16 protein-coding genes are annotated in these 17,859 nt (G+C 64.5%); 7 read left to right on the top strand and 9 right to left on the bottom strand.

The features are described from left to right. Nucleotides 1-19 precede the first annotated feature (19 nt). From ACFXIV_RS40815 to ACFXIV_RS40800, 4 genes are all read right to left on the bottom strand, one after another. Entirely contained in the window at nucleotides 20-1,396 is a 1,377-nt protein-coding gene (locus tag ACFXIV_RS40815; protein ID WP_379402296.1) for a flavin monoamine oxidase family protein, read from the bottom strand. Then, nucleotides 1,393-2,742 (bottom strand): LLM class flavin-dependent oxidoreductase, encoded by a 1,350-nt coding sequence (locus tag ACFXIV_RS40810; protein ID WP_379402297.1) that lies wholly within the window; start codon nucleotides 2,740-2,742, stop codon nucleotides 1,393-1,395. The genes ACFXIV_RS40815 and ACFXIV_RS40810 overlap by 4 nt, the downstream gene beginning before the upstream one ends. Beyond that, entirely contained in the window at nucleotides 2,739-3,539 is an 801-nt protein-coding gene (locus ACFXIV_RS40805; RefSeq protein ID WP_379402298.1) for an alpha/beta fold hydrolase, read from the bottom strand. The genes ACFXIV_RS40810 and ACFXIV_RS40805 overlap by 4 nt, the downstream gene beginning before the upstream one ends. A 106-nt stretch (nucleotides 3,540-3,645) precedes the next feature. Continuing rightward, nucleotides 3,646-3,999, bottom strand: a complete 354-nt coding sequence (locus ACFXIV_RS40800; protein WP_379402300.1) for a VOC family protein — start codon at nucleotides 3,997-3,999, stop codon at nucleotides 3,646-3,648. 670 nt (nucleotides 4,000-4,669) lie between these two features. Between ACFXIV_RS40800 and ACFXIV_RS40795 the strand changes: the two genes are divergently transcribed. From ACFXIV_RS40795 to ACFXIV_RS40775, 5 genes are all read left to right on the top strand, one after another. Next, a complete protein-coding gene (locus ACFXIV_RS40795; RefSeq protein WP_379402302.1) occupies nucleotides 4,670-5,254 on the top strand; it encodes a VOC family protein in 585 nt (194 codons plus the stop codon). A 22-nt stretch (nucleotides 5,255-5,276) separates the two neighbouring features. After that, complete coding sequence (locus ACFXIV_RS40790; protein ID WP_379402303.1) at nucleotides 5,277-6,236, top strand: fumarylacetoacetate hydrolase family protein; 960 nt, start codon at nucleotides 5,277-5,279, stop codon at nucleotides 6,234-6,236. Beyond that, nucleotides 6,229-6,615: a carboxymuconolactone decarboxylase family protein gene (locus ACFXIV_RS40785; RefSeq protein ID WP_379402304.1), complete on the top strand. Its 387-nt coding sequence runs from the start codon at nucleotides 6,229-6,231 to the stop codon at nucleotides 6,613-6,615. The genes ACFXIV_RS40790 and ACFXIV_RS40785 overlap by 8 nt, the downstream gene beginning before the upstream one ends. 101 nt (nucleotides 6,616-6,716) lie before the next feature. After that, complete coding sequence (locus ACFXIV_RS40780; protein WP_379402305.1) at nucleotides 6,717-8,171, top strand: NAD-dependent succinate-semialdehyde dehydrogenase; 1,455 nt, start codon at nucleotides 6,717-6,719, stop codon at nucleotides 8,169-8,171. Between the two features lie 457 nt (nucleotides 8,172-8,628). Continuing rightward, on the top strand, nucleotides 8,629-8,868 hold the full coding sequence (locus ACFXIV_RS40775) for a hypothetical protein (protein WP_379402306.1): 240 nt from the start codon (nucleotides 8,629-8,631) through the stop codon (nucleotides 8,866-8,868). An 86-nt stretch (nucleotides 8,869-8,954) separates the two neighbouring features. On the opposite strand, the gene ACFXIV_RS40770 is transcribed toward ACFXIV_RS40775, so the two are convergent. The 3 genes from ACFXIV_RS40770 to ACFXIV_RS40760 form a co-directional block, all read right to left on the bottom strand. Next, on the bottom strand, nucleotides 8,955-12,200 hold the full coding sequence (locus tag ACFXIV_RS40770; RefSeq protein WP_379402307.1) for a protein kinase: 3,246 nt from the start codon (nucleotides 12,198-12,200) through the stop codon (nucleotides 8,955-8,957). 524 nt (nucleotides 12,201-12,724) lie between these two features. Then, nucleotides 12,725-12,952: a transposase gene (locus tag ACFXIV_RS40765; RefSeq protein WP_379402308.1), complete on the bottom strand. Its 228-nt coding sequence runs from the start codon at nucleotides 12,950-12,952 to the stop codon at nucleotides 12,725-12,727. A gap of 79 nt (nucleotides 12,953-13,031) precedes the next feature. Beyond that, the gene (locus tag ACFXIV_RS40760) at nucleotides 13,032-13,181 is read right to left on the bottom strand and encodes a hypothetical protein (protein ID WP_379402309.1); all 150 of its coding nucleotides are present in this window, start codon (nucleotides 13,179-13,181) and stop codon (nucleotides 13,032-13,034) included. Between the two features lie 258 nt (nucleotides 13,182-13,439). Between ACFXIV_RS40760 and ACFXIV_RS40755 the strand changes: the two genes are divergently transcribed. Both ACFXIV_RS40755 and ACFXIV_RS40750 read left to right on the top strand, forming a co-directional pair. Further along, nucleotides 13,440-14,876, top strand: coding sequence for an NF041680 family putative transposase (locus ACFXIV_RS40755; RefSeq protein WP_379421428.1), 1,437 nt, complete (start codon nucleotides 13,440-13,442; stop codon nucleotides 14,874-14,876). 138 nt (nucleotides 14,877-15,014) lie between these two features. Continuing rightward, nucleotides 15,015-16,160 (top strand): transposase, encoded by a 1,146-nt coding sequence (locus tag ACFXIV_RS40750; protein WP_379402311.1) that lies wholly within the window; start codon nucleotides 15,015-15,017, stop codon nucleotides 16,158-16,160. A gap of 318 nt (nucleotides 16,161-16,478) precedes the next feature. Here ACFXIV_RS40750 and ACFXIV_RS40745 read toward each other — a convergent pair whose 3' ends face one another. Both ACFXIV_RS40745 and ACFXIV_RS40740 read right to left on the bottom strand, forming a co-directional pair. After that, entirely contained in the window at nucleotides 16,479-17,399 is a 921-nt protein-coding gene (locus ACFXIV_RS40745) for an IS3 family transposase (protein ID WP_379402313.1), read from the bottom strand. Then, the gene (locus ACFXIV_RS40740; protein ID WP_379402314.1) at nucleotides 17,396-17,692 is read right to left on the bottom strand and encodes a transposase; all 297 of its coding nucleotides are present in this window, start codon (nucleotides 17,690-17,692) and stop codon (nucleotides 17,396-17,398) included. Before ACFXIV_RS40740 ends, ACFXIV_RS40745 begins: the two co-directional genes overlap by 4 nt. Between the last annotated feature and the right edge of the window lie 167 nt (nucleotides 17,693-17,859).

Here is a 17,859-nt window from a genome sequence, read left to right as displayed (position 1 = left end):
TCGCATCTCGCTGTCGCGGTTAGGGTTTCGCCGCCGCGACGGCGCTATTCTCGAGGTGTCGGATGGCTTCGGCCGCGGATCGTAATCCCGCCCGGACCGCGCCTTCGACGCTGCCCTGCCAGCTCTCGGCGGTATCGGTGCCGGCCCAGAAGACCGACCCTTCCGGTTCGCGCAATTGCGGGCCGAACTGTGTCCACACGCCGGGGTAGAGCCCATAGGAGCAGCCGGCCGACCAGTCGTCGGCGATCCAGTTGTATTCGGTGACCGCGGTGGGCGTGGCGGCTTCCGGGCCGAAATACTCGACGAGAGAACGCAATCGGGCCGTGGCGCGGGCCTCCGGGTCCTCCAGGAGGGCCCAGTCCGCGTGCTCGTTGGCGTTGTAGAAGCAGACGAGGACGCCCTCGGCCTGGCCGGGCGGCGTGTTGTCCTGGATCCACGAGGCGGCGGGCAGGTCACCGTTCGCCATGCCGGACAGTCCGGCGTCTCGCCAGAACGGCCGCTCGTACTGGATGAGCGCCTTGATGCCGGGGATCTCGAGCCAGTTCCGGGTGAGCAGCTTGCGGCGCAGGCTGAGTCGAGGTTCGAATTCGATGCGTTCGAGCAGCGCGGGGCTCATGGCCACAATGACGGCCCGGCCGCGGAGGGTGACGCGGTCGCTGACGACTTCGACGCCGTCGGTGTCGGTCCGGATCGCGCGCACCGGGGAGTCGTAGATGATCGAGTCGCCGAGGCTGTCCGCGATCGCCTCCGGCAGCGTGAACAGTCCGTGCTTCAGGGTGAAGAATTCCGGCGGCAGGCCCAGACCGCCGACGCTCTGGATGAAGTCGAGGACTCCGAGCAGCGAGAGTTGTCCGCCGCTGCCGCCCAGTGCGTTGGCGAGTCGGCTCTCGACCATGTGCCGGGCGGCCTCGTCCTGAATGTTCTCCTGGACCCAGGACCGGAAGGTCTGCTGGTCCCATTCCTGTGCCTGCGGAGCGGTCCACGGCGAGGCCGAGGTGAAGGTCGCGGCCATGGCCGACAGTGCACCGAGTGCCGTCTCCATCTCTCGAGCGGCGGCGGTGTCCGGCGGCGGCACGGTCGGATCGACGACGATGCGTGTCCCGCCGAAATGGTTGACCATCTTCCCGGTGGTGTACGCGGGGACCGTCTCGAGCCCGAATCGTCGTACCAGTTCCATGATTTCGGGCTGCGTGTCGAAGACGAACTGTGCGCCGGCGTCGTAGTCGCGGGTGAATCCGGGTCCGCCGACCCGCGCGACGCGACCGCCGGCGCGTTCCCGCGCCTCGAGGACGGTGACCGAGATTCCGGCGGTGCGTAGTCGATCCGCCGCCGCCAGGCCGGACAGTCCACCGCCGACCACGATCACATCGGTGGAAATGGTTTCACCCGTGGTCATTTCGTTGCCTCCAAAGCCGAGCTGTCCGCGTATTCCGGATTCATTTGTTGTGTCTCGAGGCGTGCGTCGACGACGTGGCCGAGCCTGAGTTCGATCTCCCCGACACCGTCGAGATCGACGAGCTGAGGCGCTGTCCGCTGTCGCGGGCTGCCGACCTCGGAGACGGTTTTCGGTCCGGGCGCGCTGCGCCACACCGGTCCGCCGGAGTGTTGCCGGAACGCCGGCAGCACCTCTTCCGCCATGAGGGTCAGGCATTTCTCCTTCATCCACATGGGCATGCAGGCGGAGTCGAAAACGATGCGGCCCGCGCCGAGTTCGTCGGTGATCGCGCGGAGCTGTTCGACCACGGTGGCCGGTGAGCCTGCCACGAGCCAGCGCTCTTCGATGGCCTTTTCCCAGGTCATGGCGTCCGGATTGTCGTCGCCGATGCGGTAGCCGCCGGACTGTACGAGTCCGCGGAAGGACGGCAGGCTGACCTGCCCGGGCGGGAACGCGTCTTCGAATGACAGCCCGAGGGATTGGAAGATCCAGGCCTGGGTAGCCTCGAACTCGAGGCGAGCTTGTTCGTCGGTTTCCGCGACGTAGATGCTGCCGACCCAGACCACTTGCCGCGGATCGGGTACGTAGCCCTGTTCGGCGCACAGTTCACGGAAGAGCTGCGCGTTCTTCCGCTGCACCGTCCACGGCACCAGCACCTGCATGTAGGTGTGGCGGAATTCCGCTGCCAGGCCCAGGCTTTCGCGGGAGCCGGCCGCCGGAATCCAGATTTCGGGGTAGGGCTGCTGCAGCGGCCGCGGCCACAGGTTCACGTACGGGGCTTCGAAGTGCGCGCCCTGGAAATGGAACGGCCCAATCTCGGACATGGCCCGGATCAGCAGTTCGTGGGCCTCCTGGAAACGTCCGCGCGCCCAGGACGGGTTGGTGACACCGTAGGCGTGGTACTGCGATCCGATGCCCATCGGCAGTCCGACCGACAGCCGTCCCCCCGACAGGTTGTCGACCAGGGCGATCTCCTCGGCGAGCCGCACGGGGGTCAGGTAGCTGTTGAGCACCGGCCCGACCGCCGCGATCCGCAGGTGCTGGGTGGCCGCGGCCATCCAGGTCGCCGCGATCATCGCCTGGGAGATGAGTCCGACGCTGCCGCCGTGCTGTTCGGTGATCAACCCGCCGTCGAAGCCGAGGCGTTCGAGTTGGCGTGCGGATTCGCCGAGCGCGGCCATCGATCGCGCACCCAGGTCGCGGTCATACATTTCGCCCGGGATATCAATCGTTTTCGGCGAGTCCTTCGGAACCCATGGATACGCGACATCGCACAGTCCATAGAATTCGACGTCGTGGCCGCTCATGCCAATTCCTTCGTGTTCGCATTTGCCACCTGATCCGCGACACGGGCCGCCAGAAGCTCGGGATGCGCGAGCACCGAGAGATGGCTGGCGGGGGTGGTCACGCTGGGATTCAGCAGCACCAATTTCGCGCCGGGAACCGCCTGCGCGAATCCGGTCGCCTGATCGATCGAGGCGACCTTGTCGTCGACGGGGTGAATCACCGTGGTGGGCGCGGAGATTCGACTAAGGCGTGTTTCGAGGCGCGCATCGTAGCGCGGATTCCAGGCCAGCCGGGCGAAAGCGATCGAATCGGCGTACCGGTCGATGACGGCCGACTCCGGCGATTTCCCGCCATCGACGAGCACGCCCCAGGTTTCGGTGTCCCCGTTCAGCATCGCGACGATGCGTTCTTGTTCGTTCCAGCGAAACTGATCGACCGCGGGTTCGCCGGGAATGCGCAATCCGAATGGCGCGATGAGCGTCAGTGAGGCGAACCGCCGGGGATAGAAAACGGCGAGCTCGGCGGCGATCCACGCGCCGAAGGAGTTTCCGACCAGATGCGCCGGGGTGTCGCCGGCCAGGGCCTGGATCAGCTGGTCGTAGTGCAGGACGTAGTCGGTGAAATCGCGCAGCCCAGGTGGCATCGTGCTGCCGCCGAACCCGGGGTGCACTGGCGCGACGGTTCGAAACCGGCTCGCGAGCTGCTCGTGGAAGGGCAGCCAGCGGCCGGCCAGGATGTGATCGGACAGGTACAGGACCGTCGATCCACTGCCGCTAACAGCGACGGAGGTGGCGTACCCGTCGATGTCGATCGACATAAGCTCGGGCGCATATTCCGAGCCGACCGGCCTCGATAAAGTGTTCAAGGAATTCTCCGATAGTCAGGGAGGCCCCGGATTCGATCCGGATATGGGCCGCACCCGTTCAGGCGGGTGGTGCCGGGGTGAAAAGAATCGTCGCGTTGCCCATCGGGTCGATCACGCCCACGCGTGTCTCGTGCGGACCCTGTTCGATTTCTGTCTCGACTCGCCCGCCGGCCGCGCGGACTTCGCGAATCGCCGCCTCCAGGTCCGGCACTTTCACCAGGATGCAGACTTTTCCGGGAAGTACCTGTTCACTGGGTGCGGCGACGAACAACGCCTGGTCGAAGTTCTTCAGGGCGCCGTATCGTTCGCCGTCCCGGAAGATGATGTCGAGGCCCAGAGTCCGGTAATAGTCCATGGCGGCGGCGACGTCTTCGACGGGAATTTGTACCCCCACCAAGGCAGATTCATTCATCTCGATATTTCCTTTCATGGGGGGAGCAGGCATGGCGGTGCCATGGCTCGTTCGTGCCGAAGTAAGGACGAATGGCCAGGCGCCCTGTGGATGCATCAACTCAACAGCGCGCCGGCCGGTACGACGAGGGTCTTCCGGAACCCGAGTCTTCCTCACGTACATATGTACATGAGGAAGACTGGCACGCACCCGAACGCTTGTCAATGCTCCGTTCCCGGCGATTGCGGGCCCTATTAGCGCCCCGGCAAACAAGCCGGACCGCTGCCCACCCGCCGCGGCAGAGCCCGTCGGCGGACAGCCCCCAAACCCCGGTCCGGCCAACCGTTCTCGCAGGTGAATCCCACAGAGTTCGACGATCGACCACGCCGCACCCAGGACCGGAAACCCGGGCCCAGACCACCGAGGCCACCGTCGCCCACGATTGCCGACCGTTGGCCAGAGTGGACCCGACCAGCCCTTGTTAACAGTTCGTGACAGGCGATTCGCGCGACCCGCACCCAGCGTCACGATCGTCCGTCCGCATTCCGGGAGCCCCTGCCACCTGCGCGTTCACCCACTCGACACCGCCTCACCCGACCCCACTGTTGACTAGCCCCCACCCGACTATTTACATTATTCGAACATCACGTTCCGATTATCGGACTTATGCGGCACGAAGGGACAACACACTATGGGCGGACGCGTTGCGCGGCTAGGGCATGTCGGGATCGCGGTGAGCGACCTCGATCGCTCCGTCGACTTCTACACCGACGTACTCGGGATGCGACTGACGGAGATCTTCCGATACGGCGAGAACGAGGTCGGGCACGGTGTCGCGGTACTCGCGGGCGCGTTCGTCCGCGGCTGGGAGGACACCATCCACCACCGGATATCGATCTTCACCCTGCGCGATCCGAGCCCGCAGCGCCCGGACGCGCGGGCACTCGGCTTGCACCACATCGCCTTCGAGATGGACTCCAGCCAGGACCTGGTCGATCTGTACCAGCGATTCAAAGAGCGGGAGGTGCCGATCATCAACGCTCGCATCGGCGGGCCGGGCAATCAGCCCCGCTTCTACGGTCTCGACCCCGACCTGAATCTGCTCGAATTCTATTGGAATATCGACCATATCGGCTGGGACGGCATTCCCCGCGCCTACCCGCCGATCGAGAATATCGAGCTCGAGGACTTCGACTTCGACGCCTATTCCGCGCATCGCGAGGCGCAGGCCGAGGCCGAACGGACGCTCCGTACCGCCGCGCTGCGCTCCGAGTAGAAGACAGCGGAGGAGAAACGTCATGACGAAACTCGTCAGATTCCATCACCTCGGCGCCGACAAACTGGGTGTCGTCGCCGGCAAGCACTACATCGACGTCAACCGGGCGCTGGCCGCCCGACTGCAGGGTCAGGGTGTCGCCGCGGCGACCGCGCTGGCCGACGCGATGCTCCCCGCGGACGCACTCGCCTTCTTCCAGGGCGCCGAGGACAGCCTGAAGGCGTTGCGGGAGGCCGTATCCCACGCCGACAGCCTCGACGAATCCGATGCCTTCGACCAGGGCATTCTCATCGAGGCCTCGAAATCGCGGGTACTGATACCGATTCCGAACCCGCCGAAGATCGTCTGCGTGGCCCGGAACTACCGCAAGCATGCCGCGGAGGCCGGTCTCGAGGTCTCCGAGATCCCGATCCTCTTCCCCCGCTTCGCCGCGACGCAGGTCGCGGACGGTGAGCCGATCATCGTTCCCGATGTGTCGCATCAGGTGGACTGGGAGGGTGAGCTGGCGGTCGTTATCGGTGCCGGCGGCAGGCACATCACCAAGGAGCGGGCTTTCGAGCACGTCGCCGGATACACCGTGTTCAACGATGTCTCGGTGCGCGACTACCAGTTCCGTGTCACGCAGTACACGGGCGGTAAGAACTTCCACGCCTCGGGTCCGGTCGGCCCGCATATCGCGCTGGCCGACGAGGATCTGGATCCGCACAATCTGCGGATCACCACGACGATCAACGGTGTCGTCAAGCAGGACGCCTCGACGGCGGAATTCATCTTCGACATTCCGACCTTGATCGAGCACATCTCCGAGTTCATCGAGCTCGAAGCCGGCGACATCATCGCCACCGGCACTCCCGCCGGCGTCGGGTTCAAGAGGAATCCTCCCGAGTTCCTGAAGGACGGCGACATCGTCGAGGTCACCGTCGAAGGTATTGGCACCCTGCGTAATCCCGTACAGAATGAAAGAAGGGCACAGAATGACTGAATCCGGTTTCGATCGTGGTCTGAAGATCCGCAAGGAAGTTGTCGGCGACGAGTACGTCGACCGTTCGTTCGCGAACGCCGGCGCCTTCGGCAAGGAGTTCCAGGAGCTGGTCACCGAGTTCTGCTGGGGTGCTTCATGGGGTCGGGAGACGTTGTCCCGGCGAGATCGCAGCCTGCTGAACCTGGCCATCATCGGAACGCTGGGCCGCACCGCCGAGTTTCGTCTGCACACCCGTGGCGCGCTGCGCAACGGCGTGACCATCGACGAGATCAAGGACACCCTGATCCATCTCGCGGTCTACGCGGGTATTCCGGCCGGTGTGGAGGCGTTCCGCATCGCGGGCGAGGTGCTCAAAGAGTTTGAGGCCGAACAGAACTAGGCCCGCCAGCTGCGCAGTGCCGTGATTTGCGGCACGGCACTGCGCCCCGCCCGGTCGCCTCCGCGTCCTCGACCCATCCGGCCATTCCAGGAGATCCCTTCATGCGCGGCGATACCGAACTGCTCGCTTCCCTCCCCACCGAAATCTGGATTGGCGGGGCGCAGCGGCCTGCCCGCAGCAGCCAAACCTTCGCGGTCCACAATCCCGCCTCCGGTGACATCCTGGCCGAGGTCGCTGACGCCGGACCGGCCGACGCCATGCACGCGCTCGATGCGGCGTCCGCGGCGCAGCCCGCCTGGGCCGCCACCCCTGCTCGCAAGCGCGCCGAGATCCTGCGCACCGCTTGGGAATTGGTGAGCGCGCGCCGAGATGATTTCGCGCTGACCATGACGCTCGAGATGGGCAAACCGCTCGCCGAGGCCGAGGACGAGGTCGCCTACGGTGGTGAGTTCCTGCGCTGGTTCGGGGAGGAGGCGGTCCGGGTGAGCGGCCGATTTTCGCAGTCCCCGTCCGGCAGCGGCCGCATTCTCGTGGTGAAGGAACCGGTCGGACCCACGCTCGCGATCACCCCGTGGAATTTCCCGCTCGCCATGGGCACCCGGAAGATCGCGCCAGCGCTGGCTGCGGGTTGCACGGTGCTGGTCAAACCCGCGCCCGAAACACCGCTCACGATGTTGCTGCTCGGGGAGATCTTCGCGGAAGCCGGTCTCCCACCGGGAGTCCTCTCCATCCTGCCGACATCGGATGCCGCACAGCTCACCGCTCCCCTGTTCACCGATGATCGACTGCGCAAACTAACCTTCACGGGTTCGACGAATGTGGGCAAACTCCTGCTCCGGCAGTCTGCTTCGCTGGTCCTGCGCACCTCCATGGAGCTGGGCGGCAATGCCCCGTTCCTGGTGTTCGCGGACGCCGACCTCGATGCTGCCGTCGAGGGAGCGTTCGCCGCCAAGATGCGCAATACCGGCGAGGCCTGCACGGCCGCCAACCGCTTCCACGTCGACAACTCGATTCGCGAGGAGTTCACGGCTCGGCTCACTGAGCGCATGCGGACATTGAAGGTCGGTCCGGGCATCGATCCGGAAGCCCAAGTCGGCCCGCTCATCACGGCGGGACAGCGCGCGATTGTGTCCGAATTGGTCGACGATGCCCTGGCCAGAGGTGCGCGAGCCACGACCGGCGGCGCGATACTTCCAGGTGCCGGCTGGTTCTTCGAACCGACGGTGCTGGCAGATGTACCGCCGGATGCGCGCATTCTCCACGAGGAGGTGTTCGGTCCGGTGGCCGCCATCACTGGTTTCGAGACCGAGGCCGCGGCGATCACCGCGGCCAATGCCACCGAATTCGGTTTGGCCGCATATATCTACACGCGCGATTTGGACCGATCGCTCCGAGTTTCCGCGGCCCTCGAGTCCGGCATGGTGGGCGTGAATCGAGGAGTCATCTCTGATGTTGCCGCACCATTCGGTGGCGTCAAGCAGTCCGGTCTCGGCCGTGAAGCGGGTATCGAGGGAATCGAAGAGTACCTCGAAACCAAGTACATCGCGTTCGCCTAGCATCGCGAGCCTCAAATTCGTTGGTGCCCCCGATGTTCAGTGTCGCCAAAGGCGGAGTCGCTCGGCCGATACGTATCCCGAACGCGGGTGGCGGAGTCCCAGCTACTCGTGAGGCGGGTGCCGGTTCGATCTCAACAGCCGACACGTGGTGGAATGCCCTGTTTCGCTGGGTTTCCACCTCGTCCACCACTAACAGCGGGTAGCAGCCGAGGTTGGTCAGCTCGGCCTGAATGCGTTCATGCGATCACCGTCGGCGGCATCGTCGGATAGACCTCCAATAGATCTTGACCTGCGGCTCGACCGCGTACACGTTCGAACCCTTCAGCACCCGCTGATATTTCGGCGGACGATCCAAAGCCAACGCGGAGCTCGTACAGCTGTGACAGACCGATATCCCGGCCGCAGCATTGGAGAAAAGCACCTGACACCTGTGGGCCGTCGCGGATCCAGTGAACAAGTGATCATCGACACCGTCACCAGCTATCTGCACCACGACAGGCAGATCGATGAGACAGGTCTAGATGAACCGGGTTCGGCCACAGAATCGGACCCCATGGGGACCACCGGTCACACGAGATTCCTCGGCGCCAACACTTCTCCCAAGCTGCTCCGCAATGTTGTCACCGCCCTTCGCCAGGACAACGAGAGCACCCCTTCCCACTTGGTCGCCATGATGAAAGCAATGCTCCCCCGCTGACGACCATCCGCCGTACGTTGCAGGATTCCAATTCAGCACGACGAGCTGGCAGCGAATCCCGCTGCATGACAACCTATTTGACAGACTCAAAGATCTGGCCGTTCGCTTACCCAGACCGCGATCTGTGCGCGGGAGGTGAATCCCAGTTTCGTGAGGATGTGTTCCACATGCCCTGCGGCGGTGCGCGGCGAAATCACCAGCCGTGCGGCGATGGCTCTGTTGGTGTGCCCTTGAGCGACGAGCTCAGCGACCTGACGCTCACGTTTGGTCAGGCATACACCTGAAGAAGCGGCCTTCTCGGTACTTGTGGCTCGTTCCCCACGCGCGAAACTCACCGCGGCATCGAAACTCATCACCGCGCCTTCCTGTAGCGCCGCCTCGAATGTTTTTGCCCCGAGGGCGTTACAGCTGCGCTGGGCGCAGTCTTCACGGAAGGCCAGCAGATTGCGAACCATGAAGGCGGCAGAGCTACCGGCAATGTTGCCCAGCGAGTCTGCGGCGCCCATCAAGACAGCCGCGCGCCTGTCGTGATGTTGCTCGGCAGCGGTCCAGGCCAGCGTCTCCAGACATGCCGCAGCCACGAGTGGATCGCCGATGAGCTCGGCCAACCGAATGCCTTCCTTCAGCGAAGCTTCGGCGAGATCGGGCGCGTCCGCTCGCCACTGCGCGAATCCGATTGCCCACATCGCCCACGACCTGACCACCGTTTCTCCGGAAGATTCGGCAATGGCGAGTGTCTTTTCAAGGCATGCAATGGCTCGTGTCGTGTCGCCCTGCAATGCATAAGCCCACCCGAGCAGGAACCGAGAGTCCAGCTGCATTGCGAGGTCACCGCATGCTTCGTATATTTCGACAGCAACGGCCGCATTCTTGTCCGCGCGGGCCAGATCACCGTCATCCTCCGCGAGGATCTTGGAGGTCTCGGCGTGCGCGAGTTGGGCAGTGACCCAGGGATTCCCCAGTTGTTCGGCCAGGGTGCCGAGTTGTGACAGGTAGGTTGTGGCTGTGGCGATGTCACCTTGCATCGCAGCCAACACACTGGCTTGGTGGAGTGCCTTGGCCCTGTCGACCGGCAGCGCATCCGGTGAATGAGCGAGTCCGCGTTCGAGCCATTGTCGTCCCTCGCTGAGTCGTCCGTTCAGCGTCCAGAACTGGCCGAGCGCAGTGGTGATCCGCGTTGTGCTCCCGTTCGGTTCGAATAGGCTGAATTCCAATGCTTTCCGCAGGTTAGGTAGTTCTCGTTCCAGTCGGGCAACCCGCTGCAGCTGGTGTGGGCTAACCCATTCCGCTTCTGCTTGCAGTGCCAACCGCTGGCACCAATCCCGATGCCGCCGAGCAGATTCCAGATATTCGCCGTCAGCCTGGGCCTTCTCCCTGCCGTATTCCTGGACGGTCTCGAGCATGCGGAACCGGACGACGCCGTCGGTGTCGTCGCGGATCAGGATTGACTTGTCCACGAGCGCGGACAATGTGTCGAGTAACTCCGCATCGGTCAGGTCGGTGCCTGATACCTGTTCGGCGGCATCGAGTTCGAACCCGCCAGCGAATACTGATAGCTGGTTCCACAATCGCTGCTCGATTGTGGTGCACAGATCGTAGCTCCAGCCGATGCACCACTGCAGGGTTTGCTGCCGTTTCGGGGCGCTTCGACTCCCACGTGTCAGCAGGGCGTATCGGTCGTCGAGCCGGGACAGGATCTGTTCGGGTGACATCGTGCGTAGCCGGGCCGCAGCGAGTTCGATAGCCAGTGGTAACCCGTCCAGCCGGGCGCAGATCCGGATTACGCTGTCCCTGTTGTGGTCGGTGACTTCGAATCCCGGCACAACTGCGGCGCCTCGTTCGGCGAATAAGGTCACCGCGTCGGCGCGGGCCGCCGCTCGCGGCGTCGGTTTGCTCGCCGAGTCGGGAAACCCCAACGGCGGCACCGTGAATACCGATTCGCCGGCGACCATCAACGACTCGCGGCTGGTCGTCATGATCCACAGCCGTGGGCAGGTCCGCAACAGTGACCCGGTCAATTTCGTGACTGCATCGATCAGGTGTTCGCAGTTGTCCAGCACCAGCAGCAGATTGCGCGCGGCCAAGTATCCGACGAGCAACTCCAACGTCGGTCCAGCGCCCAAGTTTCGTAGACCAAGACCTGCGGCAACGACGTCGACCAACAGGGTCGCCTCGCGTAGATCGCCCAGTTCGACCAGCCACACGCCGTCGGTGAAATCCCGCGTGACCTTGTGAGCGACTCGCAGTGCCAGCCGGGACTTGCCCACCCCACCGATCCCGGTCAGCGTCACCAGACGCGAGCCAGACAGCAGATTCCTGACCTCAGCCACCTGGGCTTGCCGATCAACGAAACTCGTCAGCTCGAGCGGCAAGTTCGGCACAGCCTTGTGCGCCGCAGCCATCGACGGCAGCACCCGCCGATGCTCGGCCCCCGGCTCGATCCGCAGGGCCATCTCGTCGACTGCGAACCCGTGATCGTGCTCTATTTGTCGCAGGCGTTCACCCAGCATCTCAGCGGTCGGGCGGTCAGATGGTTGGCGCGACATCGCCGTCTCTATCACCGCGCACACGTCGTCGGGGATTCCCTGTTCGCGCAGATCTGGGACAGGTTGCTCGGTAATGCGCAGGAACTGCGCGACCACTCGCTCGCCGCTGCGGCGCTCGAAGGCGGCATGTCCGGTCAGGGCGCAGAACAGCGTGGCTCCCAGACCGTAGACATCGGAGGCGCGGCTCGGGACGGCCCCGCTGAGTATCTCGGGTGCGGTGAACGCTGGTGAACCGGTGATCATGCCGGTCGATGTCTCGAAGCCACCGGTGATATGGGCGATCCCGAAGTCCGTCAACGCGGGTTCGTCGTAGTCGGTGAGCAAGATATTGCTCGGCTTGATATCGCGGTGCAGAACGTCGGCCCGGTGCGCGGTCTCCAGCGCGCCCGCAATTCTCACCCCGAGGTGCAGCACTTGCGGCAGCGGCAATGGGCCGTCATGGCGGATGCGCGCATCGAGGGAGCCGCGAGCGAGGTAGGGCATCACCAGGTATGGGCGACCGGTCGCGGTCGTCCCGACCTCGAGCATGTCGACGATATTCGGATGGCCTGTCAGCCGCGCCATCGCCCGCTGCTCACGTAGAAAACGTTCCCGATTTTCGTCGAGCTCGCCGGTCAGCACCTTTACCGCCACCGTACGATCCACGACGAGCTGGGTGCACCGATATACCTGCCCGAAACCGCCCCGTCCGATTTCCTCGGCGTCCGCGAAACCCGCAGCATCCAACTCCGTGACGACACCAGCACCACCATCACGCTGCATCTTGAAGGGACCGGTCTCGGTCATCGGCGACTCGCAAGCTTCTCGACAGGTAACAGCCAGAATATCCCGCTCGTGCCCCCCATGAGCAGCTCGTCTATGGCTCGGAAGCCATCCTCAGCTACTTCTTCGACTGCGACCAGCCAGCCTAAAAGGCCATGCACTGGACATCGTTTCGAGTGTCCGAAGAACGACCGATGAGGCTGTAATGCTGATCGCGCCGGTGATCCTGCTTCACTATCCAACCGCCGACGAAGGGGATCTCTCTCTTCGGCGGACCGCACAACCGGTATACGAACATCGGCAAGGCACGAGGTCGAAGACCGACACGATCAATGAAAGAACCTACGATGCATCACGGGTCTGCTCCTGCCTCCACCAGCGTGACTTCCTGGCGGTTTGACACACGGTCGACACCGAAGCGTGGGCCCTGATCCGGTTTGAAATTCAATGGGCTCCGTACGGCGGGGCGAGTGTCGAGGAAACTCTGCTAGCTTTCGGCACCACTCGGTGGCGATTCGTACAGGAAGTGCGCAAAACCCTAAGAACTCCTATCGGGTTCTGTTGCTGAGTCGTCGCCAGCAGATCAGTGCTGCAGCGAGGTCGAGGAATCCGTGGTGGATGTCGGTGCGTCGTTCCCATCGGACCGCCAGCCGCCGGTACTGGCGCAGCCGGGCAAAGGATTGCTCGACGACCCAGCGGCCGGCGGTGACCCTGTCACAGGTGCCGCGGCGCGCAATGTAGCCGGTGATACGTCGTTGCCGCAGTTCGGAATACACGCCGGGGTAGTCGTATCACTTTCGAGCTCGTCGGCCTGGCCGGGTAATTCCGACACCTCGGTCTCGGCCAGGATTTCGGTCATCGTTTCCCGCGCGATCGCCAGCCTCGACAAAGCTGCTCGGCCACGACCAGCTGCTCGGTCAACTCCGCAATCTGCCCCCGCAGCTGCTCGGCCTGCCCTGCGGCCGCCGCTTCGCGCCGGGTCAACTCCTCGCGCCACGACACCATTGCCGCCTCCACGCCGACTGCACCCCCGCTCCGAACGATAAACCGCCAGCCACCACAACAACAGTGCCCCAAGGATCTCCGCAGATCAGAACCCCGGAACCCCTACGCGATCAGTTTGTTCACACGCTCTTAGCTTGTTCTTTATCCTCTGGACGAGACTGATTGGCTTGCTTGAGGATTCGCCGGACAGGTAGGCGGCCTTCGCCTGATCATGTGCTCCGACCAAGGATGCACGTAATCGAGACGAAGGCCGTGAGGATGAGTCTGCCGGTTGGCGGTGGAGCAGGGGAAGCGTTCGCGGAACTGCAACGCGTGCGCAGCGAGTTCTACGCGTGTCTGACCGCGCGAGGCGATGAATTGTTCGAGCTCACCGACGCGGTGCTGTGCGCGCCGGGAGCGGTGCGGTCGATACCGGAATTGACGTTGACGCCCGAGCATCGCCGCGGCCACGGAGCACTCTACGACGGCCTCAATGACGGTCAGGTAGATATCCCGCGGTTTCGGAAACTGTTGTCCGGCATCGGTTTACCGAGATTCAGCGATGGTCGCCTCGTGTTGGCGGTGGATGTGTCGGCATGGTTGCGCTCGGATGCGGCGTGTTCACCGGAGCGGTTGTTCTGCCACGTTTACGGCCGCGCGAAATCGGCGTCGCAGTTCATTCCGGGCTGGCCGTATTCGTTCGTGGCCGTGCTCGAACCCGGTGGCAGTTCATGGACGCAGATCCTGGACGCGGTGCGCCTGGGTCCGAAAGATGATGCGGCCGCGGTCACCGCCACCCAGTTGCGTGAGGTCCTGGAGCGGCTGATCGCCGCGGGTCAATGGCGGCCCGGTGACCCGGACATCATGATCGTCGCCGACGCCGGCTACGACCTCTGCCGACTGGGGTGGATGCTGCGTGACCTGCCGGTCGAGATGGTGGGCAGGCTGCGCTCGGATCGGGTGATGCGACTGCCGAAACCGGTCCGGCTGCCCGGGACCAACGGCCGCCCACCCATGCACGGACCGGAGTTCCGCTTCGCCGACCCGCAGTCCTGGCCGCAGCCGACAGTTGCCACGATCACCGCGACCGCCAACTACGGCAAGGCGAGCGCGCAGGCATGGGATCGGGTTCACCCGCGGTTGACCCGCCGCGCGGCCTGGCTCGACCACGACGAGCCGCTACCCGTGCTCGAGGGCACCTTGATCCGCCTTCAGGTCGAGCATCTGTCCAAAGACCGTGACGCGCCACCGATTTGGCTGTGGTCGTCCAAGACCGGCGCCGCCGCCGAGGACATCGACAGAATCTGGCAGGCGTTCCTGCGCAGATTCGACCTCGAGCACACCTTCCGGCTGTTCAAACAGACTCTGGGCTGGACCCGCCCCAGGCTGCGCACCCCGCAGGCCGCCGACCGTTGGACCTGGCTGATCATCGCCGCCCATACCCAACTACGGCTTGCCCGACCGTTGGCAGCCGACCTGCGCCATCGCTGGGAGAAACCCGCTGCGCCACACCGGCTCACACCAGCCCGGGTCCGCCGAGGGTTTCGAAACCTCCGCGCCACCATCGGCTGTCCCGCCAGCGCACCCAAACCCACCCGAGCCGGCCCAGGGCGACCACGCGGACAACGAAACCGTCACCGCGCCATCCACTACGACGTCGGCAAAACCGTCAAACGACTCACAACCCTCTACCAACGCAACCGAGCCGGAGGTTAAAGACCAAGCTTAGCTTGTTCTTTATCGTCCGGACGAGACTGATTGGCTTGCTTGAGGATTCGCCGGACAGGCAGGCGGCCTTCGCCTGCTCATGTGCTCCGACCAAGGATGCACGTAATCGAGACGAAGGCCGTGAGGATGAGTCTGCCGGTTGGCGGTGGAGCAGGAGAAGCGTTCGCGGAACTGCAACGCGTGCGCAGCGAGTTCTACGCGTGTCTAACCACGCGGGGCGATGAATTGTTCGAACTCACCGACGCGGTGCTGTGCGCGCAGGGCGCGGTGCGGTCGGTGGTCGAGCTGACGCTGACCCCGGAGCATCGCCGCGGCCACGGGGCGCTTTACGACGGCCTCAACGACGGACGAGTCGATACGAAACGGTTGCGGAAACTGTTGTCTGGCATCGCTTTACCGCGATTCGGCGATGGTCGCCTCGTGTTGGCGGTGGTTGTGTCGGCATGGTTGCGTTCGGATGCGGCGTGTTCACCGGAACGGTTGTTCTGCCATGTTTACGGGCGCGCGAAATCGGCGTCGCAGTTCATTCCGGGCTGGCCGTATTCGTTCGTGGCCGTGCTCGAACCCGGTGGGAGTTCGTGGACGCAGATCCTGGACGCGGTGCGCTTGGGTCCCGAAGATGATGCGGCCGCGGTCACCACCACGCAGTTGCGTGAGGTCGTCGAACGGTTGATCACCGCGGGTCAATGGCGGCCCGCTGACCCGGACATCATGATCGTCGCCGACGCCGGCTACGACGTTTGCCGACTGGGGTGGGTGCTGCGTGACCTGCCGGTCGAGATGGTCGGCAGGCTGCGCTCGGATCGAGTGATGCGACTGCCGAAACCGGTCCGGCTGCCCGGGATCAACGGCCGCCCACCCATGCACGGGCCGGAGTTCCGCTTCGCCGACCCGCAATCGTGGCCCACGCCGACGATCACCACGATCACCGCGACCGCCAACTACGGCAAGGCCACCACGCAAGCATGGGATCGGGTTCACCCGCGATTGACCCGCCGCGCGGCCTGGCTCGACCACGACGAGCCGCTGCCCGTGCTCGAGGGCACCCTCATTCGCCTCGAGGTCGAGCACCTGTCCAAAGACCGTGACGCGCCACCGATTTGGCTGTGGTCGTCCAAGACCGGCGCCGCCGCTGAGGACGTCGACAGACCTGGCAGGCGTTCCTGCGCAGATTCGACCTGGAGCACACCTTCAGACTGTTCAAACAAACTCTCGGCTGGACCCGCCCCAGGCTCCGCACCCCAGAAGCCGCCGACCGCTGGACCTGGCTGATGATCGCGGCCCACACCCAACTACGGCTTGCCCGCCCTTTGGCAGCCGACCTGCGCCATCGCTGGGAGAAACCCGCTGCGCCACACCGGCTTACACCAGCACGGGTCCGGCGAGGGTTTCGAAACCTCCGCGCCACTATCGGCTGTCCCGCCAGCGCACCCAAACCCACCCGAGCAGGACCCGGACGACCACGCGGACAACGAAACCGACACCGCGCCACCCGCTACGACGTCGGCAAAACCGTCAAGCGACTCACAGCCCTCTACCAACGCGACCGATCTGGAGGTTTGGCAATCCCCTCGAAGTGTGGAGGCTCCTTTATGAGGCCTGGTCTCGTGACAGGGCTGCTGCCGAGGCCGCTCGGATGGCGGCCATGTGGGTTTCGTAGTTGATCGGCGACATTCCGCCGCACAGGCTGTGGCGGCGAGTCGGGTTGTAGAAGCTGGTGATCCAGGTGACGATCCGCAGCGCGGCCTCGGCGCGGGTACGGAAACGGTGCCGGTGCACGAACTCGACCTTCAGGGTGGAGTTGAACGATTCGGCCGGGGAATTGTCCAGGGCCGAGGCGACCCGGCCCATCGACTGCACCACCCCGAGGTGCCGGCACAAGGCGTTCGTGGCCGCGGCGGTGTATTCGCTGCCGCGGTCGGAGTGGAAGATCACCCCGTCGATCGCATCGAACCCGCCTCGCGTGGCGGCAGCCATTTTCAGTGCGGCACAAGCCAGCTCGGCGTCATGGTGGGCACTGGTGGCGTAGCCGAGCAGCCGACCGGAGAACCGGTCCTCCACCGCCGCCAAATACAGTTTCCCCTCGTCGGTGACGATTTCGGTGACATCGCCGACCCACAGGACGTCCTGGGCGACGGCGGTGAACTGGCGGTGCACCAGATCCGGCGCGGCATGACGTTTACCTTGCCGGGTAGTCGAGTGTTTACGTTTGACTTTCCTTGCTACCCAACCATTTTCAGCCATCCAGGTGGCGATGGTGTTGTCGGAGACCCGCCAGCCCTTCTCTCGCAGCTCCAGCCCGATGCGGGGGCTGCCGTAGGTGCGGCCGGAATCTTCGAACTCCTTTCCGATCGCGGCGGTCAAATCGGTGCGGCGCTGCTGGCGCTCGGTGGGCTCGCGGTCGTTCCACTTGTAGAACCACGACTCGCTGACATCGAGAGCGCGGCAAGAAACGGCGTGCGGCACACCGTGTTCGGTCCTCTGGGAGGCGATGAACCCGGCCACGCTCACTTGGTCGCCTCCTTCACCCATCCGACCACTGATCGCTTGAGCACATCACGCTCCATCGCCAGCTCGGCGTTCTCGCGCCGCAGCCGCAGCAACTCCTGCCGCTCGGACTCGCTGAGCCGGTCACCGGCAGCGCCGTCGCGCGCCTGCCGGTCCCGGGCCACCCACGTGGTCAGCGTGCCCTCGTTGACCCCCAGCTCACGGGCAACCTGCGCGACCGGCCGCCCGGTCTCGCGCACGATCCGGACCGCTCCCTCACGGAATTCCGCATCGAACTTGCGTCTCTTCTCCGCCATCTGACCTTTCCTCTATGGCCCGGCCTCCACGATATGAGAGGAATCGCAGTCAGGTGACTGGGCCCCGATGGCGGTCCACCGGCTATGCGAGTTGTAGCCGTTGCTCGAACTCGGTCGGTGACCATTGCTGCCGGAATGCTTGCGGGGTAAGGAAACCCAGCGATCCG

Source organism: Nocardia sp. NPDC059236, assembly GCF_042754085.1.
GTDB lineage: Bacteria > Actinomycetota > Actinomycetes > Mycobacteriales > Mycobacteriaceae > Nocardia.
Note: the sequence above shows the minus strand (reverse complement) of the source record. Positions and strands in the feature narration are given on the sequence as shown.